The organism is Streptomyces luteogriseus (assembly GCF_014205055.1).
In the GTDB taxonomy this organism is placed as follows: Bacteria; Actinomycetota; Actinomycetes; order Streptomycetales; family Streptomycetaceae; genus Streptomyces; species Streptomyces luteogriseus.
The window spans coordinates 6716698-6741818 of the sequence record NZ_JACHMS010000001.1 but is presented as its reverse complement, the minus strand read 5'-3'; the positions used below and the strand labels follow the sequence as shown (position 1 = coordinate 6741818).

Here is a 25121-nt window from a genome sequence, read left to right as displayed (position 1 = left end):
CTGTACGAGAGGACCCATCCCATGGCCGACGCCCCCGCCGGCAAAGTGACCTTCGTCGGCGCCGGCCCCGGCGCCGCGGACCTGCTGACGTTCCGCGCCGCGCGCGCCATCGCCGAGGCCGACGTCGTGATCTGGGCGGCCAGCCTGGTCCAGGAGGAGGTCCTCGAGCACGCCCGCGAGGACGCGGAGATCCTCGACTCGGCGACCATGTCCCTGGAGGACGTCGTCGCCGTGTACGAGCGGGCCCGCGCCGAGGGGTTGAAGGTCGCCCGGATCCACTCCGGCGACCCGGCCCTGTGGGGCGGCACTCAGGAGCAGGTCGACCGCTGTGCCGAGATCGGCATCGCGACCGAGATCGTGCCCGGCGTGTCCTCCTTCTCGGCCGTCGCGGCGCTCGCGCAGCGCGAGCTGACCATCCCGGAGGTCGCGCAGTCGGTCGTGCTGACCCGTCTCGGCGGCGGCAAGACGCCCATGCCGCCCGGGGAGGAGGTCCGGGAGTTCGCCAAGCACGGCACGACCATGGCGGTGTTCCTCTCCGCCGCCCGCAGCGGGCAGCTGGTGCGGGAGCTGCTGGAGGGCGGCTACCCGACGACGACCCCGGTCGTGGTGGCGTACCAGGCGACCTGGCCGGAGGAGCTGATCGTGAAGTGCACGATCGGCACGCTGGAGGAGACGGTCAAGGAGCACAAGCTCTGGAAGCACACCCTGTTCCTGGTCGGCCCGGCGCTCGACGCCCAGGGCACGCGCTCGCACCTGTACCACCCGGGCCACTTCCACGGGTACCGCAAGGCCGACCCGGAGGCCCGCCGGGCGCTGCGCGAGCGGGGGGCGAGTACGTGATCACGGTGGTCGGCACGGGGACGGGGGCGGCGGCTTCCGACGACGTCCTCGCCGGTGCCGAGCTGGTCGTGGGCGGTCGGCGGCATCTCGACGCCGCCAGGCTGCCGGAGACGGCCGAGCGGGTCGTGCTCGGGCCTCTCGCGCCGGCCCTCGACACCATCGGCGAGTACCTCGCGAAGGACCGTCCCGTTCTGGTGCTGGCCTCCGGCGATCCCGGCTTCTTCGGGATCGTGCGGGTGCTGGCGGAGCGGTTCGGTCCGGAGCGGCTGGATGTGCGGCCCGGAGTGTCGTCGGTCGCGGCCGCGTTCGCGCGGATCGGGCTGCCGTGGGACGACGCCGTGGTGGTGAGCGCCCACGGGCGGGAGCTGCGGACGGCCGTCAACGTGTGCCGGGCGCAGGCGAAGACGGCCGTGCTGACCGGGCCGGGCGCGGGTCCGGCGGAGCTGGGTGCCGCGTTGCGGGACGCGGCACGGGTGCTGGTCGTCGCGTCCGGGCTCGGCTCGGACGCGGAGCGCGTGGAGCGGGTGACACCCGCCGAGGCCGCCGCCCGGGACTGGGGCACGGCGGTGAACGTGGTGCTGTGCCTGGACGAGACGCGGGCGCTCGGCCCCGTCCGGACGGTCGCGGGCCCCGGGGAGCGGCCCGCCGGCTGGGCCCTGGAGGAGGCGGAGTTCGCCCACCGGGACTCGATGATCACCAAGTTCGAGGTGCGGGCGCTGGCCCTGGCCCGGCTGGGGCCGCGCCCGGGCGACCTGGTGTGGGACGTGGGCGCGGGCTCGGGGTCCGTGGCCGTGGAGTGCGCGCGGCTCGGTGCGGCCGTGACCGCGGTGGAGAAGACCGCCGACGGTGTGGAGCGGGTCCGCGCCAACGCCGTCGCGCACGGAGTGGACGTGCGGGTGGTGCGGGGCTCGGCACCGGAGGCGCTGGCGGAGCTCGCCGAGACCCCGGACGCCGTGTTCGTGGGGGGCGGCGGGCGCGAACTGCCCGCCATCGTCGGCGCGTGCGCGCGGCGGGCCCGGCGCACGGTGGTCGTCGCCATGGCGGCCCTCGACCGGGTGCCGGCCGCGCGCGAGGCCCTGACGAGCGTCGGTTACACCTGCGACGGCGTGCTGCTGCAGTCGTCGCGGCTCGCGCCGCTGCCCGGGGACGTGACCCGGCTCGCGGCGACCAACCCCGTTTTCCTGCTGTGGGGCGTCCGGCCTCCGGCAGCTGTCGAAGAAGGAGTCGCCCAGTGATCGGCCTCATTTCCGCCACCGCGGCGGGAGCGGCTGCCCGGGACCGGCTGGCCGCCGCGTGGCCGGACCGCACCCGGGTGTACGAGGGTCCCGTCGGGGACGCCGTACGGACCGCGTTCGCGCAGTGCGAGCAGCTCGTGTGCTTCCTGGCGACGGGCGCGGTGGTGCGGCTGGTGGCGCCGCTGCTGTCCGGCAAGACCGAGGACCCGGGCGTGGTGTGCGTCGACGAGGGCGGGCGGTTCGCCGTGTCCCTGCTGGGCGGGCACGCGGGCGGCGCCAACGAACTCGCCCGCGAGGTGGGCGACCTGCTGCGTGCCGAGCCGGTGGTGACGACGGCCACGGACGCCGTGGACCTGGCGGGCCTTGACACCCTCGGCCTGCCCGTGGAGGGCGATGTCGCCGGGGTGTCGCGGGCGCTGCTGGACGGTGAGGCGGTGGCGCTGCGGGCCGAGGCGGCCTGGCCGCTGCCGCCGCTGCCGGTGACGGACGAGGGGTCGTACACGATCCGGCTGACCGACCGGCTCGTGGAGGCGGCCGAGCGCGAGGCCGTGCTGCGTCCGCCGACCCTGGTCGTCGGGGTCGGGGCGTCGAAGGGCGCCCCCGTGGAGGAGGTCCTCGGGCTGGTCGAGGACGCCCTGCGGGAGGCCGGGCTGTCGATGGCGTCCGTCGCCGAACTCGCCACCGTCGACGCCAAGGCGGAGGAGCCCGGCATCGTCGAGGCCGCGCGGCGGCTCGGGGTGCCGCTGGTGACGTACTCCGCGGAGGAGCTGGCCGGGGTCGACGTGCCCAATCCGTCCGACGCGCCGCTCGCGGCCGTCGGGACCCCGTCGGTGGCGGAGGCCGCCGCGCTCGTCGGCGGGGGCGAACTCCTCGTGCCCAAGCGGAAGTCGGCCGCGAGCCCGGCCATGGCGACCTGTGCGGTCGTACGGCGTCCGGGGCGCGGGCGCCTCGCGGTGGTCGGGCTCGGGCCCGGCGCCCGGGACCTGCTCACGCCGCGCGGGAAGGCCGAACTGCGGCGCGCTTCCGTACTCGTGGGGCTCGACCAGTACGTCGACCAGATCCGTGATCTGCTGCGGCCCGGCACCCGGATCCTGGAGTCGGGGCTCGGCGCCGAGGAGGAGCGGGCCCGCACGGCGGTCGAGGAGGCCCGCAAGGGGCAGGCCGTCGCGCTGATCGGCAGCGGGGACGCGGGCGTCTACGCCATGGCCTCCCCCGCGCTGGCCGAAGCCTCGGACGACATCGACGTGGTCGGTGTGCCCGGGGTGACGGCGGCGCTCGCGGCCGGTGCGATCCTGGGCGCCCCGCTGGGCCACGACCACGTGTCGATCAGCCTGTCCGACCTGCACACGCCGTGGGAGGTCATCGAGCGGCGGGTGCGCGCCGCGGCCGAGGCGGACATCGTGGTCACCTTCTACAACCCGCGTTCGCGCGGCCGCGACTGGCAGCTCCCCAAGGCGCTGGGCATCCTCGCCGAGCACCGCACACCGGCGACGCCGGTCGGGGTCGTGCGCAACGCCTCGCGGCCGGACGAGTCCAGCCGGCTCACCACCCTGGGCGCGCTCGACCCGGCGACGGTCGACATGATGACGGTCGTGACCGTGGGGAACACCGCGACCCGGGACATCGCGGGGCGCATGGTGACCCCGCGCGGCTACCGCTGGCAGTCGGCGCAGGAGGGCTCCGAGTGAACCGTGTCGTTCATCCCATCGAGGTGGAGTCCTACCGGCGCATGCGCGCCCGGCTGGACACCTCGCACTTCCCGCCGCTGACCCGGGCGGTCGTGGAGCGGGTCGTCCACTCCGCCGCCGACCTCGACTACGCCGGCGACCTCGTCATGGACGAGGCCGACCTGGAGAAGGCGCACGCGGCGCTGCACGCCGGGGCGCCCGTCGTCGTGGACGTGGCGATGGTCGGCGCCGGCATCACCCGGCGCGAGACCGTCTGCCGTCTGAAGGACGCCGAGTCCGGTCCCGGTCTGACCCGTTCCGCGCACGCCATCCGGCTCGCCCACGAGCAGGTCGGCCCCGGCGCCCTCTGGGTGATCGGCAACGCGCCGACCGCGCTGGAGGAACTGCTGACGCTCGACGCCGACCCCGCACTCGTCATCGGGCTGCCCGTCGGTTTCGTCGGAGCCGTGGAATCGAAGGCCGCGCTGCGCGAGAGCGGACTGCCCGCCGTGAGCAACGTGTCCGAGAAGGGCGGGTCGGCGGTCGCCGCCGCCGCGCTCAACGCCCTGCTGTACCACCCCACTTCCGCCGAGGAGAAACTGTGACCACCCCGCCCGCCCTGCTCATCGCCGGCCACGGCACCCGGGACGACGCCGGAGCCGAGGCGTTCCGCGACTTCGTACGGCAGCTGGGGGCCCGGCACCCCGAACTGCCCGTCGCGGGCGGCTTCATCGAACTGTCCCCGCCGCCGCTGGGCGAGGCCGTCACCGAGCTGGTCGAGCAGGGCGTGCGGCGGTTCGCCGCCGTCCCGCTGATGCTGGTGTCCGCCGGGCACGCCAAGGGCGACATCCCGGCGGCCCTGGCCCGCGAGAAGGAGCGGCACCCGGGCATCTCGTACACGTACGGGCGTCCGCTGGGCCCGCACCCGGCGCTGCTGAACGTGCTGGAGCGGCGGCTGGACGAGGCCCTGGGGTCGGCGGGCCGCACGCCCGGCGACCGGGCCGACGTGACGGTCCTGCTGGTCGGTCGCGGCTCCACGGACCCGGACGCCAACGCCGAGGTGCACAAGGCGGCCCGGCTGCTGTGGGAGGGACGCGGGTACGCGGGCGTCGAGACGGCGTTCGTGTCGCTGGCGGCGCCGGACGTGCCGAGCGGGCTCGACCGCTGTGTGCGGCTGGGCGCGCGACGGATCGTCGTCCTGCCCTACTTCCTGTTCACGGGCATCCTGCCGGACCGGGTCCGGCACCAGACAGAGGGCTGGGCGGCCGCTCACCCGGAGGTCGAGGTGCTGTCGGCCGACGTCATCGGGCCGGAGCCGGAGCTGCTGGACCTGGTGTGGGAGCGCTACGAGGAGGCCGTCAAGGGTGACCTGCGGATGAACTGCGACTCCTGCGTGTACCGCATCGCGCTGCCGGGCTTCGAGGACAAGGTGGGCATGCCGCAGCAGCCGCATTTCCACCCGGACGACGACGACCACCACCACGGTCACGGGCACCACCACGGTGCTCACTCGCATGCGCACTGAGAGCGGGCACGATCTGCGTCACCACGGGGACGCGGAGGTCCGGGACGACGGCGGTTCGCTCGTCGACCTGGCCGTGAACGTCCGCGCGGACACGCCGCCGCTCTGGCTGCGGGAACACATCGCCGCCTCGCTCGGCGGGCTCGCGGCCTACCCGGACGGGCGGGCCGCGCGGGCGGCGGTGGCCGCGCGGCACGGGCTCCCGGTGGAGCGGGTGCTGCTGACGGCGGGCGCGGCGGAGGCGTTCGTGCTGCTGGCACGGGCGCTGAAGGTGCGACGGCCGGTCGTCGTGCACCCTCAGTTCACGGAGCCGGAGGCGGCACTGCGGGACGCGGGGCACCCGGTCGGCCGGGTGCTGCTGCGGGAGGAGGACGGCTTCCGGCTGGACCCTGCGGCCGTGCCCGAGGACGCGGACCTGGTGGTGATCGGCAACCCGACGAACCCGACGTCGGTGCTGCACCCGGCGGACGCGCTCGCCGGAGTCGCCCGGCCGGGGCGGACGCTGGTGGTCGACGAGGCGTTCATGGACGCGGTGCCGGGCGAGAGCGAGGCCCTGGCGGGCCGCGTCGACGTGCCGGGGCTCGTGGTGCTGCGCAGCCTGACCAAGACCTGGGGGCTGGCCGGGCTGCGGATCGGCTACGTGCTGGCGGCGCCCGAGACGATCGAGGACCTCCAGCGGGCGCAGCCGCTGTGGCCGGTGTCGACCCCGGCCCTGGCCGCGGCCGAGGCGTGCGTGGGCCCGCGGGCGGTGGCGGAGGCGGCCCACGTGGCGCACCGCGTCGCCGCGGACCGCGCCCATCTGCTGGCCGGCCTCGACCGATTCGCCCCGGCCGGGCTGCGGGTGGCCGGTCCCGCGCAGGGCCCGTTCGTCCTGCTCCGCCTGCCGGGGGCGTCCGCCGTCCGCCGGCGCCTGCGCGACCTCGGCTACGCCGTGCGCCGCGGGGACACGTTCCCCGGGCTGGACGAGGAGTGGCTCCGGCTGGCGGTCCGGGACCGCAGGACGACGGACGGGTTCCTGCACGCCCTGGAACGGGCTCTGACGGACTGACTCCCCACCCGTCGAGGTGCCCGACCGGCGCCGCCGCGGATCAGCCGCGGCGGCGGGCCAGGGCCACCGCTCCGCCGCCCGCCGCGAGCAGGGCGAGGGCGGCGCCCATGAGGTACGGCGTGGTCGAACTGCCGCCCGTCTCGGCCAGGTCCGCCTCCGCGGGTTCTCCCTGCGGCTTCACGTCGGCGGGTGGGGTGGCCTGCTCGGCCGGGGGCTGTGCGGCGGACTCGGGCTGCGGGGTCTTGCAGGTCGCCTCGGCCAGGGTGACCGTGCCGTCGACCTCCGCGACGTTCAGCTTCAACGGGTTGACGGACACCTTGAGTTCGAGGGCGGTGGCGGCGGCCGTACGGGCCGTGGTCCGGGTGCTGGAGAGGTCCAGGCGCACCTCGCCGACGCCCGGCACCTCGACGTCCGTCGGGCCGTCGGCGGACAGGGCCACGCGCTTTCCGAGCACGGTCACCGAGCCGGGCACGCCGGTCGTGGCGAACGTCTTCTTCCCCACCTCGCAGGTGGCCCTGGCCGTGACCTGCTCGACCTCGATCAGCGACAGCAGCGGCAGTCCGGGGACATGGAGGCGGGCGTGGGCCAGGGTGGCGCTGCCCTCGGCCTTCGTGGCGGTCGCCGTCGCTCTCGCCTCGGCCACCTCCGCGCCCAGCACGCTGAACGGCCGACCGCCGTCCACCGCGTCGAGGGTGGCCGTCAGCGTGGTCTTCTCGGCGCTGCGCGGGGCCCGGACGTCGTTGAGGGAGACGGTGAGGGGGACGTTCACCGACTTGTTCAGCAGGGAGACGTCCAGGCCGGTGCGCAGGACGACGGCGCTCGCGCGGCCGTGGTCGCCGGTGGCGTGCGCCGAGCTCACGCCGGTCAGTGCCAGGGGCCCGGCGGCGAGGGCCGTGACGGTCGCGACGGTCGCCAGCCGGCGTGCGGGCATGCGGAAGGAAGGGCTGTTCACGGTGGGGACTCCAGGAGAGACAGGCTCGGGACCCGGACAGAATCGCCGCACCGCGCGCACGGCGTCAGCGATCCGACGCCGCTTCACTCCAACGTGGCGATACCGCGGATCCATTCGAATCTCCCGGCACAGGCGTTCCCCGCCGCCACCCTCCCGGGTTGCCCGGCCCCACCGTCCCGGGTTGCCCGGCCTCACCCTCGCGGTAGCCCGGCCATCACCCTCACGGTCGCCCGGCCACCACCCTCACGGTCGTCCCGCCGTCGCCCTCACGGTCGTCCCGCCGTCGCCCTCGCGGTCAGCCGACCACACGTCCGTTCAGCACCACCCGGCGCGGCGAGGTCAGCACCCGTACGTCGGCCCGCGGGTCCTCGTCGTAGACGACCAGGTCGGCCGGGGCGCCCTCGTCCAGGCCGGGACGGCCGAGCCAGGCGCGGGCCGTCCAGGTGCCCGCCGCGAGTGCCTCGACGGGCGGGATGCCGGCGGTGACGAGTTCGCCGACCTCGGCGCCGGCCAGACCGTGGGCGAGGCCGCCGCCGGCGTCGGTGCCGACGAAGACGGGGATACCGGCGTCGTAGGCGTTCCGCACGGTGTCGTAGCGGCGTTCGTGGAGCCGGCGCATATGGGCCGACCAGCGGGGGAACTTGCTCTCGCCGCCGTCCGCGAGCTGCGGGAAGGTGGCGATGTTGACCAGGGTCGGAACGATGGCGACGCCCCGCTCGGCGAACAGCGGGACGAGGTCCTCGGTCAGGCCCGTCGCGTGTTCGATGCAGTCGATGCCCGCCTCGACGAGGTCCCGCAGGGAGTCCTCGGAGAAGCAGTGCGCGGTCACGCGGGCGCCCAGGCGGTGGGCCTCGGCGATCGCCGCCTCGACGGCCTCGCGGGGCCAGCAGGCCGACAGGTCGCCGAGGTCGCGGTCGATCCAGTCGCCGACCAGCTTGACCCAGCCGTCGCCGCGCCGGGCCTCCTGGCCGACGTAGGCGACCAGGTCCTCCGGCTCGATCTCCCAGGCGTAGTTGCGGATGTAGCGGCGGGTGCGGGCGATGTGCCGCCCGGCACGGATGATCTTCGGCAGGTCCTCGCGGTCGTCGATCCAGCGGGTGTCGGAGGGTGAGCCGGCGTCGCGGATGAGCAGCGTGCCCGCGTCCCGGTCGGTCAGGGCCTGCTTCTCGGCGACGTCCTCGGGGACCGGGCCGTGCCGGTCGAGTCCGACGTGGCAGTGCGCGTCGACGAGGCCGGGCAGGGCCCAGCCGACGACCGTGCGGATGTCGCGGGCGCCGGCGGGACGGTCGTAGGAGACGCGGCCGTCGACCACCCACAGCTCGTCCCGGACGTCCTCGGGCCCGACGAGCACCCGTCCCTTCACGTGCAGCACCGTGCGATCGCTCATGCACCGCACCTTAGTGAGCGGGCGGCCGGGCCTCGAAGGGGGCCGGTGTGCGCGGGACTCGGCGCGCAGGGGGATGAGGGCCGCCGGTTACCCTCGATGCGATCGAACCTGCTGTGAGTGAAGAGAGCTTTGCCGTGACGCATCCGTTTCTGGACCTGTCCCCGCTCGGCGCGGACCGCTTCGCCGCGATCGAGGACCGCGTGGCGCGGCTGCTGAGCACCGGGCAGGACGTCGTGATCATGCAGGGCGAGGCGCTGCTGCCGCTGGAGGGCGCGATCCGCGCCGCGGCCGGTCCGGGCACGACGGCGCTGAACGTCGTCACGGGGCCGTACGGACAGACCTTCGGCGACTGGCTGCGGGACTGCGGTGCCACGGTGATGGACCTGGCGGTGCCCTTCCACACGGCGGTCACGGCCGAGGAGATCCGGCAGGCCTTCGCCGAGCACCCGGAGATCGACTTCGTGTCGCTGGTGCACGCGGAGGCGGCGACCGGCAACACCAACCCGGTCGCGGAGATCGGCGAGGTGGTGCGGGCGCACGGGGCGCTGTTCTACCTGGACGCGGTGGCGTCGATCGGGGCCGAGCCGGTGCTGCCGGACGCGTGGGGCGTGGACCTGTGCGTGATCGGGGCGCAGAAGGCGATGGGCGGTCCGGCCGGGGTGTCGGCGGTGTCGGTGAGCGACCGGGCCTGGGCGCGGATGGCGGCCAACCCGAAGGCGCCGCGACGGTCGTACCTGTCGCTCCTCGACTGGAAGGAGCGGTGGATCGACGGTGGCCGCAAGGCACTGCTGCACGCGCCGGCGCAGCTGGAGATGCTGGCGCTGGAGGCGTGTGTGGAGCGGATCGAAGCGACCGGTCTCGACGCGGTGATGGCCCGGCACGCGTCCGCCGCCGCGGCGACCCGGGCCGGGGCGGTGGCGCTCGGCGGCGGGCTGGAGCCGTACGTGTACGAGGCGCGGGACGCGGCACCGGTGGCCACGACACTGCGGGCGCCGTCCGAGGTGGTGGCGTCGGAGCTGGTCCGGCGGGCGCTGGAGGCGGATCCGGCGGTGCCGCTGGCCGCGGGCGGCGGTGCGCTGGCCAAGGAGATGATCCGGGTCAACCACTACGGCGCGGACGCGACGCCGGGGGCGGTGCGGGCCAGTCTGGCGGCGCTGGGCGCGGCGCTCTCCGAGCAGGGGCTTCCGGTGGATGTGGAGGCGGCGCTGCGGGCCGTCGAGGGGGCGTGGCGGTAGTCGTCGGCTGTCGTGAACCGGGGCACCGGTGTCAGTGCCCCGTGCCATGCTCCCCGTATGACCGCCAACACACCTGCTGACACCCCTGTCCTGCCCGACGGCCGCCCCGTCCCGCGTCTCACGGGCGACGAGCGGGCCATGCTCGAGAGCTGGCTGGACTTTCACCGGGCCACACTGGAGCTGAAGTGCGCCGGGCTCGACGACGCGCAGGTGCGGATCGCGGCGGCCGAGCCGTCTTCGCTGACCCTGCTCGGGCTGGTGCAGCACCTCGCCGAGGTCGAGCGGAACTGGTTCCAGCGGGTGGCCGGCGGGCTCGCCGTACCGCCGGTGTTCGAGGACGCGACCGGCTACGCGCTGGACCCGGCGCGGGGGCTCGACGAGGCACTCGGGATCTGGCGGCGGGAGATCGCGCGGGGGCGGGAGCTGTGCGCCGGGCTGCCGCTGGACCACGTAGGGCGGGTCTCCGAGGGGCCGGTGCCCGGCATGGAGGTCAGCCTGCGCTGGGTCCTCATCCACATGATCGAGGAGTACGCACGGCACAACGGTCACGCCGATCTCCTGCGGGAACGCATCGACGGAGTGACCGGGGCTTGAATTCCTCGTGCTATCCGGAACATCCCACATGTAAGCTGGCACACAATTAAGAATTCTTCCAAGAACAGGTCGCCCTATTCTTCTGCCCGTTTTTCCCGGTCCTAAACGCGTAGATTTTGAGGACACTCGGCGGGGAAATTCTGTCAGATCTCGCGGGGGTTACACGGCTGTGACGCGTTACACACTGTGACCGCTTTGCCCGGTAATTACCGGGCAATATCGGGCATTCCGCCACCTCGATACGTGAATCCGCGCGCTCGCGCGATAACACAGACGAGGCTCATATGTAACCCCGACCGGCGATGCAATTTTGAATTTGGCTGGGTAAGTTCAATTCGCATGACTGCCGTACAAGCAGATCCGCAAATCGACCGCCCCACGGTGGCTGACGGAGCCGCACTCTGGCGGATGGCGAAGGACTCGAAGGTTCTCGACCTGAACTCGTCCTACAGCTATCTGCTGTGGTGCCGCGACTTCGCCGCCACCTCGGCCGTCGCCCGCGACGAGCAGGGCGAGCCGATGGGTTTCATCACCGGGTACGTGCGGCCGGACAGCCCGCGCACCCTGCTGGTCTGGCAGGTGGCGGTGGACGAGGCCCACCGCGGGCGCGGACTGGCCGCCGCGCTGCTCGACGGTCTGGTCGCACGGACCACTGCCGAGCTGGAGGTGACGACGGTGGAGACCACCATCACTCCGGGCAACACCGCCTCGGAGCGCCTGTTCACGTCGTTCGCCGAGCGTCACGGCGCCCGGCTGGAGCGCGAGGTGCTGTTCGACACGGGCCTGTTCCCCGACGGGCCGCACGACGCAGAGGTGCTGTACCGCATCGGCCCCCTGCCCCACTGACTTTCCTGACGCCCCGCCCGACTCCCGCAGACTTCCCCCACGCACCGAGGAGCGATTCTTCGTGACCATCACCCAGCCGGACCTGAGTGTCTTCGAGACCGTCGAGTCCGAGGTACGCAGCTACTGCCGCGGCTGGCCCACCGTCTTCGACCGTGCGGTGGGAAGCCGCATGTACGACGAGGACGGCCATGAGTACCTCGACTTCTTCGCCGGAGCGGGGTCACTGAACTACGGGCACAACAACCCGGTCCTGAAACGCGCGCTGATCGACTACCTGGAGCGGGACGGCGTCACGCACGGGCTCGACATGTCGACCACCGCCAAGCGCACGTTCCTGGAGGCCTTCCAGAACCTGCTGCTGCGCCCGCGTGACCTGCCGTACAAGGTCATGTTCCCGGGCCCGACCGGCACCAACGCCGTGGAGGCTGCGCTGAAGCTGGCGCGCAAGGTGAAGGGGCGCGAGTCGATCGTGTCGTTCACCAACGCCTTCCACGGCATGTCGCTGGGCTCGCTGGCCGTCACCGGCAACGCCTTCAAGCGCGCCGGCGCCGGTATCCCGCTGGTGCACGGCACGCCCATGCCGTTCGACAACTACTTCGACGGCACGGTCGAGGACTTCCTGTGGTTCGAGCGGCTGCTGGAGGACCAGGGCTCCGGCCTCAACAAGCCGGCCGCCGTGATCGTCGAGACCGTGCAGGGCGAGGGCGGCATCAACGTGGCCCGGCCCGAGTGGCTGCGCGCCCTGTCCGAGCTGTGCGAGCGGCAGGACATGCTCCTGATCGTCGATGACATCCAGATGGGCTGCGGCCGTACCGGCGCCTTCTTCTCCTTCGAGGAGGCGGGCATCGTGCCGGACATCGTCACCGTCTCGAAGTCGATCAGCGGCTACGGCATGCCCATGTCGCTGTGCCTGTTCAAGCCCGAGCTCGACATCTGGGAGCCGGGCGAGCACAACGGCACCTTCCGCGGCAACAACCCCGCGTTCGTCACGGCCACCGCGACCCTGGAGACCTACTGGGCCGACGGTTCCGCGATGGAGAAGCAGACCCGCAAGCGCGGCGAGCAGGTCGAGCAGGCGCTGATCTCCATCACCGAGGAGAACCTGGCCGACGTGAAGGAGTACCGGGGCCGCGGCCTGGTGTGGGGCCTGGAGTTCCACGACAAGGCCCGCGCGGGCAAGGTCGCCAAGCGCGCCTTCGAGCTCGGACTGCTCATCGAGACGTCCGGCCCGGAGAGCGAGGTCGTGAAGATGCTTCCCGCCCTCACCATCACGCCCGAGGAGCTGGACGAGGGCCTCAGCATGCTGGCCCGCGCCGTCCGAGAGACCGCCTGACCAACCGAGCATCACTCATCTAGGAGGCATCGCAGCACCGTGATTGTCCGTTCGTTCAAGGAGATCGAAGGTACCGACCGGCACGTGAAGGCGGCGTCCGGTACGTGGGAGAGCAAGCGCATCGTCCTCGCCAAGGAGAAAGTCGGTTTCTCCCTGCACGAGACGGTCCTCTACGCGGGTACGGAGACGTCGATGTGGTACGCGAACCACATCGAGGCCGTCGTCTGTGTGGAGGGCGAGGCCGAGCTGACCGACCACGAGACCGGGCTGACCCACACGATCACGCCCGGCACCATGTACCTCCTGGACGGGCACGAGAGGCACACGCTGCGGGTCAAGCAGGACTTCCGCTGCCTCTGCGTGTTCAACCCGCCCGTGACCGGACGGGAGGACCACGACGAGAACGGCGTCTACCCGCTGCTCACCGAGGAGGTGTGACGTTTCCATGACCGCCACCACCGACACCACCACCGGTATCCCCGACCTCTATCCCAGTCGCGGTGCCGTCGAGGCGCTGACCCCGCGCCAGGACCCGGTCGTCTGGGGCGCACCCGACGCCCCGGGGCCGGTCGCCCCGGCCGACCTGCTGTCCTTCGAGCGCGACGGCTTCCTGGCCATCGACGAGCTCATCACCGAGGACGAGGTCGCGGTCTACCGCAACGAGCTGAACCGGCTGGTGCACGACCCGGACATGCGGGCCGACGAGCGGTCGATCGTCGAGCCGAAGTCCGAGGAGATCCGCACGGTCTTCGAGGTGCACAAGATCAGCGAGGTGTTCGCCCGGCTGGTCCGCGACGAACGGGTCGTCGGACGGGCGCGGCAGATCCTCGGCTCGGACGTGTACGTCCATCAGTCGCGGATCAACGTCAAGCCGGGGTTCGGCGCCAGTGGTTTCTACTGGCACTCGGACTTCGAGACGTGGCACGCCGAGGACGGTCTGCCGCGGATGCGCACGGTGTCGGTCTCGATCGCGCTGACCGAGAACTACGACACCAACGGCGGACTCATGATCATGCCGGGGTCGCACAAGACGTTCCTCGGGTGCGCCGGTGAGACGCCGAAGGACAACTACAAGAAGTCGCTGCAGATGCAGGACGCGGGCACGCCCTCGGACGAGGCGCTGACCCAGCTGGCCACGCAGCACGGCATCAAGCTGTTCACGGGCAAGGCCGGGTCGGCGACCTGGTTCGACTGCAACGCCATGCACGGTTCCGGCGACAACATCACGCCGTTCCCGCGCAGCAACGTGTTCATCGTGTTCAACAGTGTGGAGAACACGGCGGTCGAACCCTTCGCGGCGCCGGTGCGGCGGCCGGAGTTCATTGGCGCGCGGGACTTCACGCCGGTCCGGTGACCGCTCTTCGGCCGGGGGTCCGGGGGTTGCTCCCCGGACGGCACAGCATTGGCGCGCGGGACTTCACGCCGGTCCGGTGACCGCTCTTCGGCCGGGGGTCCGGGGGTTGCTCCCCGGACGGCACAGCATTGGCGCGCGGGACTTCACGCCGGTCCGGTGACCGCTCTTCGGCCGGGGGTCCGGGGGTTGCTCCCCGGACGGCACAGCATTGGCGCGCGGGACTTCACGCCGGTCCGGTGACCGCTCTTCGGCCGGGGGTCCGGGGGTTGCTCCCCGGACGGCACAGCATTGGCGCGCGGGACTTCACGCCCGTGCGATGACCGCCGGTCAGCGGTGAGACGGCCGTGTGACAGAGCTGCCGGGTGGGGCCTCCTCGTGTGGGACGGGAGGCCCCACCCGGTTTTGTCATGCCGCGAGGACCTCCAGCAGCCGGTCCACGTCCGCGGTCGTGTTGTAGAGGTGGAACGCGGCCCGCAGGTTTCCGGCCCGGTCGGAGACCTCGATGCCCGCCCGGCTCAGCTCGCCCTGGCGGTGGCCGAGCCCCGGCACCGACACGATCGCCGAGCCCGGCGCGGGCACCGCCTCGTGTCCCAGTCCGGCGAGCCCGGCACGGAAGCGGTCCGCGAGGCCGACGTCGTGGGCGTGCACGACGTCCACGCCGATCTCTTCCAGCAGCTCCAGTGAGGCGCGCAGCCCGGCGTAGGTGAAGAGGGCCGGGCTGACGTCGAACCGCCGTGCGGAGTGGGCGAGTTCCTCGACGGGGCCGTAGCAGCTGTCCCAGGGGCGTTCCCCGGCGACCCAGCCCGCGAGCAGCGGCGTGAGCCCGCCGAAGTCCCGCGGGGCGACGAAGAACGAGGCCCCGTGCGGGCCCAGCAGCCACTTGAACCCGACGGCGGCGAGGAAGTCGTCCGCGTCCGCCTCCATCGGCAGCCAGCCGGCCGACTGCGAGGCGTCGACGTAGGTACGGGCGCCGTGCGCCCGGGCCGCCGCACGCACGGCCGGCAGATCGGCGAGGCGGCCGTCGGCGGACTGGGCGGCGCTGACCGCGACCAGCGCCGTGCCGGGTCGGACGGACTCGGCGAGCCGTTCCAGGGGCACGGCGCGCACCTTGAGGTCGCCGCGCGCGTGGAACGGGTTCACCAGCGAGGAGAAGTCGCCCTCCGCCGTGAGGACTTCGGCACCGGCGGGCAGCGAGGCGGCGATCAGCCCGCCGTACTCGGCGACCGAGGCCCCGGTCGCGACGCGCTCGGCCGGAACGCCGGCCAGCCGGGCGAAGGACGCGCGGGCGGCCTCCACGTCCTCGTACAGGGGACCCAGGGGCGTGCCCTCGGCCCGCATCCGCACCGCCGCCTGCACGGCGTCGACGGTCCGGGCGGGCAGGAGCCCGTTGCTCGCGGTGTTGAGGTAGGTGTGCTTCGGGGTGAACTCGGCACGGACGAGGTTCTCGAAGGTCTCCATGGGACCACTCTGCGTCCCCGGGATCTCCCCGTCCATTGCCGATTTCTGCGTGATGCCGCTAAGGAGCGCTTATGGGTGCGCTCCGACCTGGGCGTTTCAGTGCTGGGGCACGGCGCAGCCGTCCGGGCCGTAGGCGTCCGCGCCGTCGCCGCCGTCGACGATCTTCAGGGGCGAGGGCTCTCCGTACGCCTGGGTGAGGGCCCGGGCGAAGACCTCGGCGGGCTGGGCACCGGAGACGCCGTACTTCCGGTCGAGGACGAAGAAGGGCACGCCGTTCGCCCCGAGCTGTGCGGCCTCGCGCTCGTCGGCGCGGACCTCGTCGGCGTACGCCTCCGGGTCGGCCAGCACCGCGCGCACGGCGTCCGTGTCGAGACCGGCGGCCGCGGCGAGCTCCACCAGCCGCTCGTCGTCGTCGAAGACCGACCGCTCCTCGGCGAAGTTGGCCCGGTAGAGCAGGTCGAGCAGCTGCTCCTGGCGGCCCTGCTCCTTGGCGAGGTGCAGCAGGCGGTGCATGTCGAAGGTGCTGCCGTGGTCGCGGCCCCGGGTGCGGTAGTCGAGGCCTTCCGCCGCGGCCTGGGCGCCGAGGTTGTCCTCCCCCGCCTCGGCCTGCGCGGCGCTCATCCCGTACTTCTTGGTGAGCATCGTGATCACGGGCTGGATGTCGTCCTTGGCGCGGCCGGGGTCCAGCTCGAAGGAGCGGTGCACGACCTCGACCTCGTCGCGGTACGGGAAGTCCCGCAGCGCCTTCTCGAAGCGGGCCTTGCCCACGTAGCACCAGGGGCAGGCGATGTCGCTCCAGATCTCGACGCGCATGTCTCGGCTCTCTCCAGGTCGTACGGGTACGGAGACTCCCTCCGCCAAGTGGATGAACGTTCAAGCAGCGGGGTTCATTCCCCGGGGACGGCGAACCGCATCCGCAGGTGGTGGTCGCCGGGCCCGGGCGGTTCCGGGGACCAGCCCTGCCGCCGGTAGAACCCCTGCGCCCGCTGGTTGCCGACGTGCACGTCGAGGACGGCCGTACGCCTGCCGTCGGCCCGCCACTCCTCCACACAGGCCGCGTGCAGGGCGGTGCCGACGCCGGCTCGCCAGTGGTCGGGGTCGACGTGGAACTGGAACAGCTTCACCGTGTCCGCCGGGGCGCCCTCCGGGGTGCGGAAGGAGGCCAGGCCGATGATGTGTCCCCCCTCGACGACGCCCAGCACGCGGCCGTCCGGCCGCGTGAGGGCGCCGCGCCAGGAGGCGCTCCAGTCGGTGCCGTCCTGCGGCACCCCACCCGGGTAGTACGTCGCCCGGGCCCGCGCGTGCAGCGCGACGACGTCCGCCACCTCGGAGGGCAGGACGGTACGGATCACACGGCCGGGAAGCACTCTGTCACCGATCATGGAACGGAGGACGTGACCGGGCCGGTACGCGGTTCCCGGCTCGCCCTCAGTTGCCGTCGCGCAGATCGTCCGGCCCGCCCTCAACTGCCGTCGCGCAGATCGTCCGGCCAGCTCGGCCTGAACTCGACATGGTCGTACGTCACCACACAGCCCTCCCCCATCGGGGACTGGGCCATGAAGCCGACCAGGGCCGCGCCGGTCTCCTTCTCGCCACCGAGGGTGAACAGGCGGACGAAGGTCCAGCGTTCGCCGTCGCGCGAGGCGTGGAAGGCGAAGGCCCGGCCGGTGCGGCTGACCCGGAGCCAGACGGAACTGCCATCCACGGTGAAGGAGTTGGCGTCGTCGGAGTGCCCCCGGGTGACCACCGTGCAGACGGTGGGGACGTCAGGGGAGTACTCCAGGCAGAGCTTCGCCCAGGCCCGCTCCCCCACGTGGACGTAGAGCACCCCGGCGTCGAAGGCCGCACCGAACCCGACGGTGACCTTGGCGATCAGCTGGAAGTCCCCTTCGGGCGCCCCGAGCAGCCGGGGCGCGTCGGAAGCGGGGTCCAGCCCCTCCCCGGTGGGCGGCACGAACCGGTCCTGCCGCGCCCCGGCCCAGGCGGTGAGCACACCGTCCTCGTAGGACCAATGGGCTTCGGGGCCATATGTGCGCAGACCGAAGGGAAGTTCGGGAAGTTCGAGATCCATTCGACCAAGTCTTTCAGGTCCGCCCCTCAGGGGCGCGGGGAACTGCGCGACAAGCCACGGCCAACCGCAAGCCGGCAACTCACCACGCCCCTACGGCGCTTACCGCTCCAGACGCCCGTTGAACCGCCGCGGCAGCCCCAGCGGGTTCTCGTCCCTCAACTCGGCGGGAAGCAACGCAGACGGCGCGTTCTGATACGCGACGGGCCGCATCCACCGCTCGATCGCCGTACCACCCACCGACGTGGACGTCGACGTCGTGGCCGGGTACGGCCCCCCGTGGTGCTGGGCCGCCGCGACGGCGACACCCGTCGGCCAGCCGTTGACCAGCACGCGCCCCGCCAGTGGCGTCAGCTCCGCGAGGATCTCCGCTCCGCGGCCCTCGCCCGCCGCCTCCTCCTCGGACAGCTGCACCGTCGCCGTGAGGTTCCCCGGCAGACGCGACAGCACCGCCTTCACCTCGGTCTCGTCCTCGTAGCGGGCCACCACGGTGACCGGCCCGAAGCACTCCTCCAGGAGCAGGTCGTGCTCGCCCTCGGCGGCCAGCCTGCTCGCCGGGACGGTGAGGAAGCCCGCGCTGACGGTGTGCTCGCCGCCCGCGCCGGGCGTGACCGGGGAGTCGACGTCGGGCAGCCCGGCCCGCTCGGCGACGCCGGCCACGAAGTTGTCGCGCATGCGGTGGTCGAGCAGGACCCCGGCGTCGGTGTCGCTGACGGCGTCCGTCAGGGACTTCAGCAGGGCGTCGCCCGCGGCACCGGCCGGCGCGAGGACGAGGCCCGGCTTCACGCAGAACTGGCCGACGCCCAGCGTCATCGAACCGGCGAGTCCGGCGCCGATCGCCTCGGCCCGCTCGGCCGCGGCGGCTTCGGTGACGACGACCGGGTTCAGGGAGCCCAGCTCGCCGTGGAAGGGGATCGGGACCGGGCGGGCCGCCGCCGCGTCGAAGAGGGCGCGCCCGCCGCGCACGGAGCCGGTGAAGCCGGCCGCCGCGACCAGCGGGTGCTTGATCAGCTCGATGCCCGCCTCGAAGCCGTGGACCAGACCCACGACGCCCTCGGGAATGTCGTGCCGGGCGGCGGCGCGGCGCAGCACCTTGGCGACGTACTCGGACAGCGCCGGGTGGTCCGGGTGGGACTTGACGACTACGGGGCAGCCGGCCGCGAGGGCGCTCGCGGTGTCGCCGCCCGCGACGGAGAAGGCGAAGGGGAAGTTCGACGCCGAGTAGACGGCGACCACGCCCAGCGCCACCTTGTAGCGGCGCAGGTCCGGGATCGGCGGGGTCGCGGTGTCGTCGGGGTGGTTGATGACGACGTCGAGGAAGGCACCCTCGTCGACGATGTCCGCGAAGGCGCGCAGCTGGTAGCAGGTGCGGGCGAGCTCGCCGGTCAGCCGGACCGGGCCGAGCGCGGTCTCGGCGTCGGCGGTCTCGACGAGTCCGTCCTTGGCCGCCTGCAGCTCGTCGGCGGCGGTGCGCAGGAAGGCCGCGCGGACCGTGCGGTCGGCGAGGGCGCCGCGCGCCTCGTGCGCGGCGCGGACGGCGGCATCCACCTCCTGGGCTGTGGCCTCCACCGCAACCTGTTCACGCTGCTTCCCGGTTCGGGGGTCGACACTCCAGACTGGTGCTGCTGCCACCGCGGGTCCCTCCACACATGTATTGCCGCAGTACTGGGTCATCCACCAGGGACGTTCGATATACTGAACGCTGTCTCTGATGATGAATATGCTGTGGAGACTATTTCGCGTCCAACGAAGGGGTCAAGGGCGATGTCGGCTGGCGAGACGGGCGGCGGGGCGCAGGTCAAGTCCGCGGTACGAACGGTTGAACTGCTCGAATACTTCGCCGGACGCCCCGGCATGCACTCCCTCGCGGCGGTCCAGGAGGCCGTCGGATATCCCAAGTCCAGCCTCTACATGCTGCTGCGCACCCTGGTCGAGCTGGGCTGGGTGGAGACGGACGCGACGGGCACGCGGTACGGCATCGGAGTGCGGGCCCTGCTGGTCGGCACGTCGTACATCGACGGTGACGAGGTCGTCGCGGCGGCCCGCCCGACGCTGGACCGGCTCTCGGACGACACGACCGAGACGATCCACCTCGCCCGCCTCGACGGCACGAACGTGGTCTACCTGGCCACCCGCCAGTCCCAGCACTACCTGCGCCCCTTCACCCGGGTCGGCCGCCGGCTGCCCGCGCACTCCACGTCCCTCGGCAAGGCGCTGCTGAGCACGTACTCGGACGAGCAGGTGCGCAAGATGCTCCCGGAGACGCTGCCCGCGCTGACCGAGCACACGATCACCGACCGGGAGAAGCTCATCGAGGAGCTGCGCCAGGTGCGGGACCAGGGCTTCGCGGTGGACCGCGAGGAGAACACGCTGGGGCTGCGCTGCTTCGGCGTGGCGATCCCGTACCGCACCCCGGCGCGGGACGCGATCAGCTGCTCGGTGCCGGTGGCGCGGCTGACCCCGGCGCACGAACAGCTGGTCAAGGACGCCCTCTTCGACGCCCGGGACCGGCTGACACTGGCCACCCGTAGGCTCTGAGACATGAACGTCGAGCTGCGCCAGGTCCACGACAGCGATCTGCCGGTCTTCTTCCGGCAGATGAACGACCCCGAGTCCCTGAGCATGGCGGCCTTCACCCCGCAGGATCCGGCCGACCGGGCCGCCTTCGACACCCGCTGGTCCCGGATGCGCTCCTCACCCGACGTGGTCGTCCGTACGGTCCTGGCCGACGGGGACGTGGTGGGCAGCGCGGGGGTGTACGGGGTGCCGGGCGAGCGCGAGGTGACGTACTGGGTCGACCGCGCCTACTGGGGCAAGGGCATCGCCACGCAGGCGCTGCGGGCGCTGCTCACCGAGGTGCCCGAGCGCCCGCTGTACGCGCGGGCGGCGTCCGACAACGTGGGATCGCTGCGCGTGCTGGAGAAGTGCGGGTTCCGGGTGACGGCGGCGGCCCGCGGGTACGCCCCGGCCCGGGGCGCCGAGATCGACGAGACGGTCCTCATCCTGGGGGGCTGAGGCGCCGAGGGCCTCTCCCCCGCCCGGCGGAGGCGGATCGTCGCCGGGCAGGAGGTGCCGGTACCCCGCCGTGCGGGAGCCTGATCGCATGACGCAGTCGCTCGCTCCCGCCGCCCGTCCCACCGCCGGTCCCGGCCGCGCCCGGCGGATCCTCCGTGCCGTCGCCGTCGTCTCCTGTGTCCCGTACCTCGCCCTCAAGGCCGCCTGGGTCGCCGGGAGTCACGCCGGGATCCCCGCGGGCAGCCCGCTGCTCGACGACCGCCTCACCATGGCCGTGATCAACGGCCTGTCGATGCTGCTGGACAGCGCGGTGATCGTGCTGGCGCTGGTGCTGACCCGGCCGTGGGGGCTGCGGGTGCCCGCGTGGCTGCTCGGGTTCCCGGTGTGGGTCGCGACCGGGCTGCTCGCGCCCGTCATGGCCGGGTTCCCGGCGCAGCTGGTGGTGAGGGCGTTCGGCGGAGGCGGTGCCTCGTCGGCGGGCCGGGAGGCCTTCCTGGACGAGTGGGTGTTCGCCGTCGTGTACACGGGGTTCATCGCCCAGGGGCTCGCCCTCGGCGGCCTCTTCGTGCTCTATGCGCGGGGCCGCTGGGGGCATGTGTGGCGCGGGCGGGTGTGGGACCTGCCCGTCGGTTCCGTCGGACCGGCCCACCGGGCCCTCGCCGTGGCCGCCGCGGTGCTCGCCGTGCCGCCGCTCGCCCTGCACGCCCTCTGGGCCTGCGGTGTATCCGCCGGGCTCAGCGAGGGCCGGGCAGCGGACCGGGGCGGTGAGTTCCACGTCCTGGAGGCCCTGCACGTGGTGTTCCTGCTCGCGGCGGTCGCCGGGGCCGTGCTGCTGGCCTTCCGGCGCGGCCGGGCCCTGCCCGTGGCGGTGCCGCTCGCGCTCGTCTGGGTCGGCTCGGGGGCCGTGGTCTGCTGGGGCGGCTGGCTGTCGCTTGCCTCCCTCGGCGGCCCGGCGGACCTCGCCGACCGCCTCACGCCGCTGATGAACCTCGCCTACGCCGGCCAGATGCTCGCCGGCCTGCTCGTCGCCGCCATCGGCGTCTACCACGTCGCCGAGCGCTCGGCCCGGACCGCGCGGCGGTTGGCGTGAGCGCGGTCGCCCGGACGCTGTTCGGCCGGCGGGCGCGGCTGCGCTGGATCCATCTGATCCTCGGCGGTGCGCTGGCCATGCCCTACGTCCTGGTCGGCTCGGTGGTCATCGGCCCGGTCACCGGCTCCGCGGACGTCTTCGGCTCCCTCCCCCTCCAACTCGCCTCGTTCGGCGTGGGCCTGCCGCTCGCGGCCGTCACCTCGCTGTTCCCGCTGACCCGGCCGCTGGAGTCCGGCGCGGTGCGCTGGCTGTGCGGTGTGGACAGGGACCGGCTCGCCTACGGGCCCGCGCGCACGCGGGGCGAGAAAGGCCGTACGGCTGCCTGGTTCACGCTGCATCTCGGGTTCGGCGGGATCATCGCGGGGATGTCGCTGGCGCTGCCGCCGTTCGCCGCCGTGCTGATCGTGCTGCCGCTTCTCGCGGGACTGCGCGGCGACCGGCTCGGGCTGCCCGAAGTCCTGGACCACGCCTGGGCACTGGCGCTCGCCCCGGTCGCGGGCGCCCTCTCGCTCGTGGCCCTCGCCGGCTGCGCGGCCGGCTGCGGTGCGCTGCTGGCCCGCTGGGCGCCTCTGCTGCTCGGCCCCACGCCCCGGGAGCGGCTGGCCGCCGCCGAGGCCCGCGCGGCGGACCTGGCCGTGCGCAACCGGCTGGCGCGGGAGCTGCACGACTCCGTCGGCCACGCCCTGAGCGCGGTCACGCTCCAGGCGAGCGCGGCCCGCCGGGTCCTCGACTCCGACCCGGAGTTCGTCCGCGAGGCCCTCGCCGCGATCGAGGACACGACCCGGCGCACGGTCGGTGAACTGGACGCCGTGCTGGGCGTGTTGCGCGAGGGCGACGCCCCCGGCACGGCACCGGCGCCGACCCTCGCCGCCGATCTCGACGGACTGCTGCGGCGTACCCGGGCGGGCGGGCAGCGGGTGAGGGCCACCGTGGACGCCGACCCGGAGGCGCTGCCACCGCTGGTGTCCCGGGAGGGCTACCGCATCGTGCAGGAGGGGCTGAGCAACGCCCTCAAGCACGCCGGTGAACGGGCGGCCGTGGACGTGCGGATCGCGGTGGCGGACGGGGAACTGGAGATCACCGTGGAGAATCCGGTCACCGGCCCCGCGCCCTCCCGCGCCGGTGGCGGCCACGGGCTGCGGGGCATCGCGGACCGGGCCAGGCTGCTGGGCGGCACGGCGACGGCCGGACCGACCGCGGCACAGACCTGGCGGCTGCACGCACGCCTGCCGATGAAGGGACCCGCATGAACCGCCCGGCCCCGATCCGTGTCGTCCTCGCCGACGACGAGCGCATGGTCCGCACCGCGCTGCGCGCCATCCTCTCCGCCGAGCCGGACCTGGAGGTCGTGGGCGAGGCGGCCACCGGTGCCGAGGCGGTGTCGGTCGTCCGGGAGCTGCGGCCGGACGTCGTCCTCATGGACGTGCGGATGCCGCAGACCGACGGGATCCGCGCCACCGAGCAGATCCTCGCCACGCTGGACGACCCGCCCCGGATCGTCGTGGTGACGACGTTCGAGAACGACTCCTACGTGTACGACGCGCTGCGGGCCGGAGCCGCCGGGTTCCTGCTGAAGCGGGCGGACGCCGACGCGCTGGTGCAGGCGGTCCGGCTGGTGGCGCGCAGCGACAGCCTGCTGTTCCCCGCGGCCGTACGCAGCCTCGCGACCGAGCACGCCCGCGCCCGCCCGGCGCCGCCCGCGTGGGTGGCGAAGCTCACGGGACGCGAGGGAGAGGTGCTGCGGCACATGGCGCGGGGGCTGACCAACGCGGAGATCGCCCGCCTGCTGGAGGTCGGCCCGGCCACGGTGAAGTCCCACGTCGCGGCGGTCCTGGCCAAGACCGGCACCCGGGACCGTACGCAGGCGGTGATCGCCGCGTACGAGGCCGGATTTCTGAACGGCGGATGAGAAAACCGGCCTTCCGGATGAGAAACCGGGACGGACGGGAACGATCCGCCCGGCGCGGCTCGTCCTCCTGTTCGGAATGAACAAGACGATCAGGCGCGCCTCGGTCTTCTCGCTGCTCCTGGTGCTCGCTCTGCTGGTCAGGGCGACCTGGGTGCAGTTCTACGAGGGCCAGGCGCTGGCAGACGACAAGGACAACCGGCGGAACGCGATCGAGACGTACTCGGCGCCGCTCGGCAACATCATCGTGGGCGGCCGGTCGGTGACCGGCTCGACGCCGACGAAATCGGGCGACCTCACGTACAAGCGGACGTACACCGACGGCGCGCTGTACGCGGCGGTGACGGGGTACGCGTCCCAGGCATACGCCCCGACCCAGCTGGAGGGCATCTACACCGACCTGCTCAACGGCACGGACAGCCGGCTGAAGTCCGTGATGGACACGCTCACCAACGAGCGGGCCGAGCCGGGCAACGTGGTCACGACCATCGACCCGGACGTGCAGAAGGCCGCCTACGAGGCGCTCGGCGACAAGAAGGGCGGTGCCGTCGCCGTCGACCCGAAGACCGGGAAGATCCTCGCGGCGGTGTCGACGCCGTCGTACAACCCCTCCTCGCTGACCGACGCCAACACCGCGGGGACGGCCTGGCAGAAGCTCACCTCGGACCCGGAGAAGCCACTGGTCAACCGTGCGCTGCGGCAGCCGCTGCCGCCCGGGTCGACGTTCAAGCTGGTCGTGGCGGCGGCCGCGCTGGAGGACGGGCTGTACTCGTCGGTGGACGAGAGGACGGACAGCCCGGACCCGTACACGCTGCCGGGCACCAGCCGGGACCTGACGAACGAGAACCCGAACGCGCCCTGCACGAACGCGACCATCCGCACGGCGCTGGAGTACTCGTGCAACAACGTCTTCGCCAAGATGGCCGTGAAGCTGGGCCAGGACAAGGTGAAGGCGATGGCCGAGAAGTTCGGCTTCAACGACGACAAGCTGGACGTGCCGGTCCGGGCCTACACGAGCGTGTACCCCTCGGACATGGACCCGTCGCAGACGGCCCTGACGGGCATCGGCCAGTTCGACGTCACGGCCACTCCGCTGCAGATGGCCATGGTGTCGGCGGCCATCGCCAACGGCGGCAAGCTGGTGTCGCCGCACATGGTCTCGCAGATCACCGACAGCGGCGGTGACGTGCTGGAGGACTACGACGACGCGAGCACGAAGGAGATCGTCAGTTCCTCGACCGCCGAGCAGTTGCAGTCGGCGATGGAGACGGTCGTGAACAAGGGCACGGGCACGAACGCCAAGGTCCCGGGCTCGACGGTGGGCGGCAAGACGGGCACGGCCCAGCACGGAGAGAACAACAGCCAGGTGCCGTACGCCTGGTTCACCTCGTACGGCAAGTCCGACTCGTCGGGCAAGGAGGTCGCCGTGGCGGTCATGGTCGAGCAGTCGGACGCGGCCCGCTCGGAGGTCAGCGGCAACGGCCTGGCGGCGCCGGTCGCCAAGGCCATGATGCAAGCGGCGCTCAAGGACTGAACCTCAGCTGCCGATAAGCCGTCTGTAGAGACGAGAC

General features: G+C 72.9%; 25 protein-coding genes. 18 read left to right on the top strand and 7 right to left on the bottom strand.

What is annotated here, in order from left to right; translation table 11 throughout:
- The first annotated feature begins 21 nt into the window (after positions 1-21).
- From cobM to cobC, 6 genes are read left to right on the top strand one after another with little or no spacing between them, the layout of a single operon-like run.
- Positions 22-840, top strand: coding sequence for a precorrin-4 C(11)-methyltransferase (gene cobM / locus BJ965_RS30025; RefSeq protein WP_184912918.1), 819 nt, complete (start codon positions 22-24; stop codon positions 838-840).
- A complete protein-coding gene (cbiE, locus tag BJ965_RS30020) occupies positions 837-2075 on the top strand; it encodes a precorrin-6y C5,15-methyltransferase (decarboxylating) subunit CbiE (protein WP_184912915.1) in 1239 nt (412 codons plus the stop codon). Before cobM ends, cbiE begins: the two co-directional genes overlap by 4 nt.
- Entirely contained in the window at positions 2072-3763 is a 1692-nt protein-coding gene (gene cobJ / locus BJ965_RS30015) for a precorrin-3B C(17)-methyltransferase (protein ID WP_184912913.1), read from the top strand. The genes cbiE and cobJ overlap by 4 nt, the downstream gene beginning before the upstream one ends.
- A complete protein-coding gene (locus BJ965_RS30010; protein ID WP_184912910.1) occupies positions 3760-4347 on the top strand; it encodes a precorrin-8X methylmutase in 588 nt (195 codons plus the stop codon). The genes cobJ and BJ965_RS30010 overlap by 4 nt, the downstream gene beginning before the upstream one ends.
- Positions 4344-5267: a sirohydrochlorin chelatase gene (locus tag BJ965_RS30005; RefSeq protein WP_030852460.1), complete on the top strand. Its 924-nt coding sequence runs from the start codon at positions 4344-4346 to the stop codon at positions 5265-5267. The genes BJ965_RS30010 and BJ965_RS30005 overlap by 4 nt, the downstream gene beginning before the upstream one ends.
- On the top strand, positions 5257-6312 hold the full coding sequence (cobC, locus tag BJ965_RS30000; protein ID WP_184912908.1) for an Rv2231c family pyridoxal phosphate-dependent protein CobC: 1056 nt from the start codon (positions 5257-5259) through the stop codon (positions 6310-6312). The genes BJ965_RS30005 and cobC overlap by 11 nt, the downstream gene beginning before the upstream one ends.
- A gap of 40 nt (positions 6313-6352) precedes the next feature.
- Here cobC and BJ965_RS29995 read toward each other — a convergent pair whose 3' ends face one another.
- Together BJ965_RS29995 and BJ965_RS29990 are read right to left on the bottom strand one after the other, a co-directional pair.
- On the bottom strand, positions 6353-7264 hold the full coding sequence (locus BJ965_RS29995) for an SCO1860 family LAETG-anchored protein (RefSeq protein WP_184912906.1): 912 nt from the start codon (positions 7262-7264) through the stop codon (positions 6353-6355).
- Positions 7265-7559: 295 nt separating this feature from the next.
- Positions 7560-8651 (bottom strand): amidohydrolase family protein, encoded by a 1092-nt coding sequence (locus tag BJ965_RS29990; protein ID WP_184912904.1) that lies wholly within the window; start codon positions 8649-8651, stop codon positions 7560-7562.
- A 134-nt stretch (positions 8652-8785) separates the two neighbouring features.
- On the opposite strand from BJ965_RS29990, the gene BJ965_RS29985 reads away from it, so the two are divergent.
- The 6 genes from BJ965_RS29985 to thpD all read left to right on the top strand — a co-directional run bounded on the left by BJ965_RS29985 (position 8786) and on the right by thpD (position 14013).
- Complete coding sequence (locus tag BJ965_RS29985; protein ID WP_313667258.1) at positions 8786-9886, top strand: pyridoxal-phosphate-dependent aminotransferase family protein; 1101 nt, start codon at positions 8786-8788, stop codon at positions 9884-9886.
- 57 nt (positions 9887-9943) lie between these two features.
- Entirely contained in the window at positions 9944-10480 is a 537-nt protein-coding gene (locus BJ965_RS29980) for a DinB family protein (RefSeq protein ID WP_184912902.1), read from the top strand.
- 339 nt (positions 10481-10819) lie between these two features.
- Positions 10820-11326, top strand: coding sequence for a diaminobutyrate acetyltransferase (ectA, locus tag BJ965_RS29975; protein ID WP_030852474.1), 507 nt, complete (start codon positions 10820-10822; stop codon positions 11324-11326).
- 61 nt (positions 11327-11387) lie between these two features.
- On the top strand, positions 11388-12659 hold the full coding sequence (gene ectB / locus BJ965_RS29970; protein WP_030852477.1) for a diaminobutyrate--2-oxoglutarate transaminase: 1272 nt from the start codon (positions 11388-11390) through the stop codon (positions 12657-12659).
- Between the two features lie 39 nt (positions 12660-12698).
- Positions 12699-13097 (top strand): ectoine synthase, encoded by a 399-nt coding sequence (locus tag BJ965_RS29965; RefSeq protein WP_053670739.1) that lies wholly within the window; start codon positions 12699-12701, stop codon positions 13095-13097.
- Between the two features lie 7 nt (positions 13098-13104).
- A complete protein-coding gene (gene thpD / locus BJ965_RS29960) occupies positions 13105-14013 on the top strand; it encodes an ectoine hydroxylase (protein WP_030852483.1) in 909 nt (302 codons plus the stop codon).
- 405 nt (positions 14014-14418) lie between these two features.
- On the opposite strand, the gene BJ965_RS29955 is transcribed toward thpD, so the two are convergent.
- The 5 genes from BJ965_RS29955 to BJ965_RS29935 all read right to left on the bottom strand — a co-directional run bounded on the left by BJ965_RS29955 (position 14419) and on the right by BJ965_RS29935 (position 19171).
- On the bottom strand, positions 14419-15471 hold the full coding sequence (locus BJ965_RS29955; RefSeq protein ID WP_184912900.1) for an aminotransferase class V-fold PLP-dependent enzyme: 1053 nt from the start codon (positions 15469-15471) through the stop codon (positions 14419-14421).
- Positions 15472-15567: 96 nt separating this feature from the next.
- Positions 15568-16284, bottom strand: coding sequence for a DsbA family oxidoreductase (locus tag BJ965_RS29950; protein WP_184912898.1), 717 nt, complete (start codon positions 16282-16284; stop codon positions 15568-15570).
- Positions 16285-16358: 74 nt separating this feature from the next.
- Positions 16359-16853: a GNAT family N-acetyltransferase gene (locus BJ965_RS29945; RefSeq protein WP_184912896.1), complete on the bottom strand. Its 495-nt coding sequence runs from the start codon at positions 16851-16853 to the stop codon at positions 16359-16361.
- An 80-nt stretch (positions 16854-16933) separates the two neighbouring features.
- On the bottom strand, positions 16934-17542 hold the full coding sequence (locus BJ965_RS29940; protein WP_184912894.1) for a DUF1349 domain-containing protein: 609 nt from the start codon (positions 17540-17542) through the stop codon (positions 16934-16936).
- Positions 17543-17641: 99 nt separating this feature from the next.
- A complete protein-coding gene (locus BJ965_RS29935; RefSeq protein ID WP_184912892.1) occupies positions 17642-19171 on the bottom strand; it encodes an aldehyde dehydrogenase (NADP(+)) in 1530 nt (509 codons plus the stop codon).
- 132 nt (positions 19172-19303) lie between these two features.
- Between BJ965_RS29935 and BJ965_RS29930 the strand changes: the two genes are divergently transcribed.
- The 6 genes from BJ965_RS29930 (at position 19304) to BJ965_RS29905 (ending at position 25084) form a co-directional block, all read left to right on the top strand.
- Positions 19304-20077: an IclR family transcriptional regulator gene (locus BJ965_RS29930; RefSeq protein WP_030852502.1), complete on the top strand. Its 774-nt coding sequence runs from the start codon at positions 19304-19306 to the stop codon at positions 20075-20077.
- A 3-nt stretch (positions 20078-20080) separates the two neighbouring features.
- Positions 20081-20554 (top strand): GNAT family N-acetyltransferase, encoded by a 474-nt coding sequence (locus tag BJ965_RS29925; protein ID WP_184912890.1) that lies wholly within the window; start codon positions 20081-20083, stop codon positions 20552-20554.
- 88 nt (positions 20555-20642) lie between these two features.
- Positions 20643-21644 (top strand): hypothetical protein, encoded by a 1002-nt coding sequence (locus tag BJ965_RS29920; protein WP_184912888.1) that lies wholly within the window; start codon positions 20643-20645, stop codon positions 21642-21644.
- Complete coding sequence (locus BJ965_RS29915; RefSeq protein WP_184912886.1) at positions 21641-22894, top strand: sensor histidine kinase; 1254 nt, start codon at positions 21641-21643, stop codon at positions 22892-22894. Before BJ965_RS29920 ends, BJ965_RS29915 begins: the two co-directional genes overlap by 4 nt.
- Positions 22891-23553: a response regulator transcription factor gene (locus BJ965_RS29910; protein ID WP_184912883.1), complete on the top strand. Its 663-nt coding sequence runs from the start codon at positions 22891-22893 to the stop codon at positions 23551-23553. The genes BJ965_RS29915 and BJ965_RS29910 overlap by 4 nt, the downstream gene beginning before the upstream one ends.
- Positions 23554-23629: 76 nt before the next feature.
- Positions 23630-25084 carry a peptidoglycan D,D-transpeptidase FtsI family protein gene (locus BJ965_RS29905; protein ID WP_184912881.1) on the top strand — a complete coding sequence of 485 codons (1455 nt, stop codon included), beginning with the start codon at positions 23630-23632 and terminating at the stop codon, positions 25082-25084.
- Positions 25085-25121: the final 37 nt, after the last annotated feature.

Excerpts from the sequence above, each read along its gene's own strand:
- cobM (WP_184912918.1), top strand. The coding sequence starts at position 22 with ATGGCCGACGCCCCCGCCGGCAAAGTGACCTTCGTCGGCGCCGGCCCC.
- cobC (WP_184912908.1), top strand. The coding sequence starts at position 5,257 with ATGCGCACTGAGAGCGGGCACGATCTGCGTCACCACGGGGACGCGGAG.
- BJ965_RS29990 (WP_184912904.1), bottom strand. The coding sequence starts at position 8,651 with ATGAGCGATCGCACGGTGCTGCACGTGAAGGGACGGGTGCTCGTCGGG.
- BJ965_RS29980 (WP_184912902.1), top strand. The coding sequence starts at position 9,944 with ATGACCGCCAACACACCTGCTGACACCCCTGTCCTGCCCGACGGCCGC.
- ectA (WP_030852474.1), top strand. The coding sequence starts at position 10,820 with ATGACTGCCGTACAAGCAGATCCGCAAATCGACCGCCCCACGGTGGCT.
- thpD (WP_030852483.1), top strand. The coding sequence starts at position 13,105 with ATGACCGCCACCACCGACACCACCACCGGTATCCCCGACCTCTATCCC.
- BJ965_RS29955 (WP_184912900.1), bottom strand. The coding sequence starts at position 15,471 with ATGGAGACCTTCGAGAACCTCGTCCGTGCCGAGTTCACCCCGAAGCAC.
- BJ965_RS29950 (WP_184912898.1), bottom strand. The coding sequence starts at position 16,284 with ATGCGCGTCGAGATCTGGAGCGACATCGCCTGCCCCTGGTGCTACGTG.
- BJ965_RS29945 (WP_184912896.1), bottom strand. The coding sequence starts at position 16,853 with ATGATCGGTGACAGAGTGCTTCCCGGCCGTGTGATCCGTACCGTCCTG.
- BJ965_RS29940 (WP_184912894.1), bottom strand. The coding sequence starts at position 17,542 with ATGGATCTCGAACTTCCCGAACTTCCCTTCGGTCTGCGCACATATGGC.
- BJ965_RS29930 (WP_030852502.1), top strand. The coding sequence starts at position 19,304 with ATGTCGGCTGGCGAGACGGGCGGCGGGGCGCAGGTCAAGTCCGCGGTA.
- BJ965_RS29925 (WP_184912890.1), top strand. The coding sequence starts at position 20,081 with ATGAACGTCGAGCTGCGCCAGGTCCACGACAGCGATCTGCCGGTCTTC.
- BJ965_RS29920 (WP_184912888.1), top strand. The coding sequence starts at position 20,643 with ATGACGCAGTCGCTCGCTCCCGCCGCCCGTCCCACCGCCGGTCCCGGC.
- BJ965_RS29910 (WP_184912883.1), top strand. The coding sequence starts at position 22,891 with ATGAACCGCCCGGCCCCGATCCGTGTCGTCCTCGCCGACGACGAGCGC.
- BJ965_RS29905 (WP_184912881.1), top strand. The coding sequence starts at position 23,630 with ATGAACAAGACGATCAGGCGCGCCTCGGTCTTCTCGCTGCTCCTGGTG.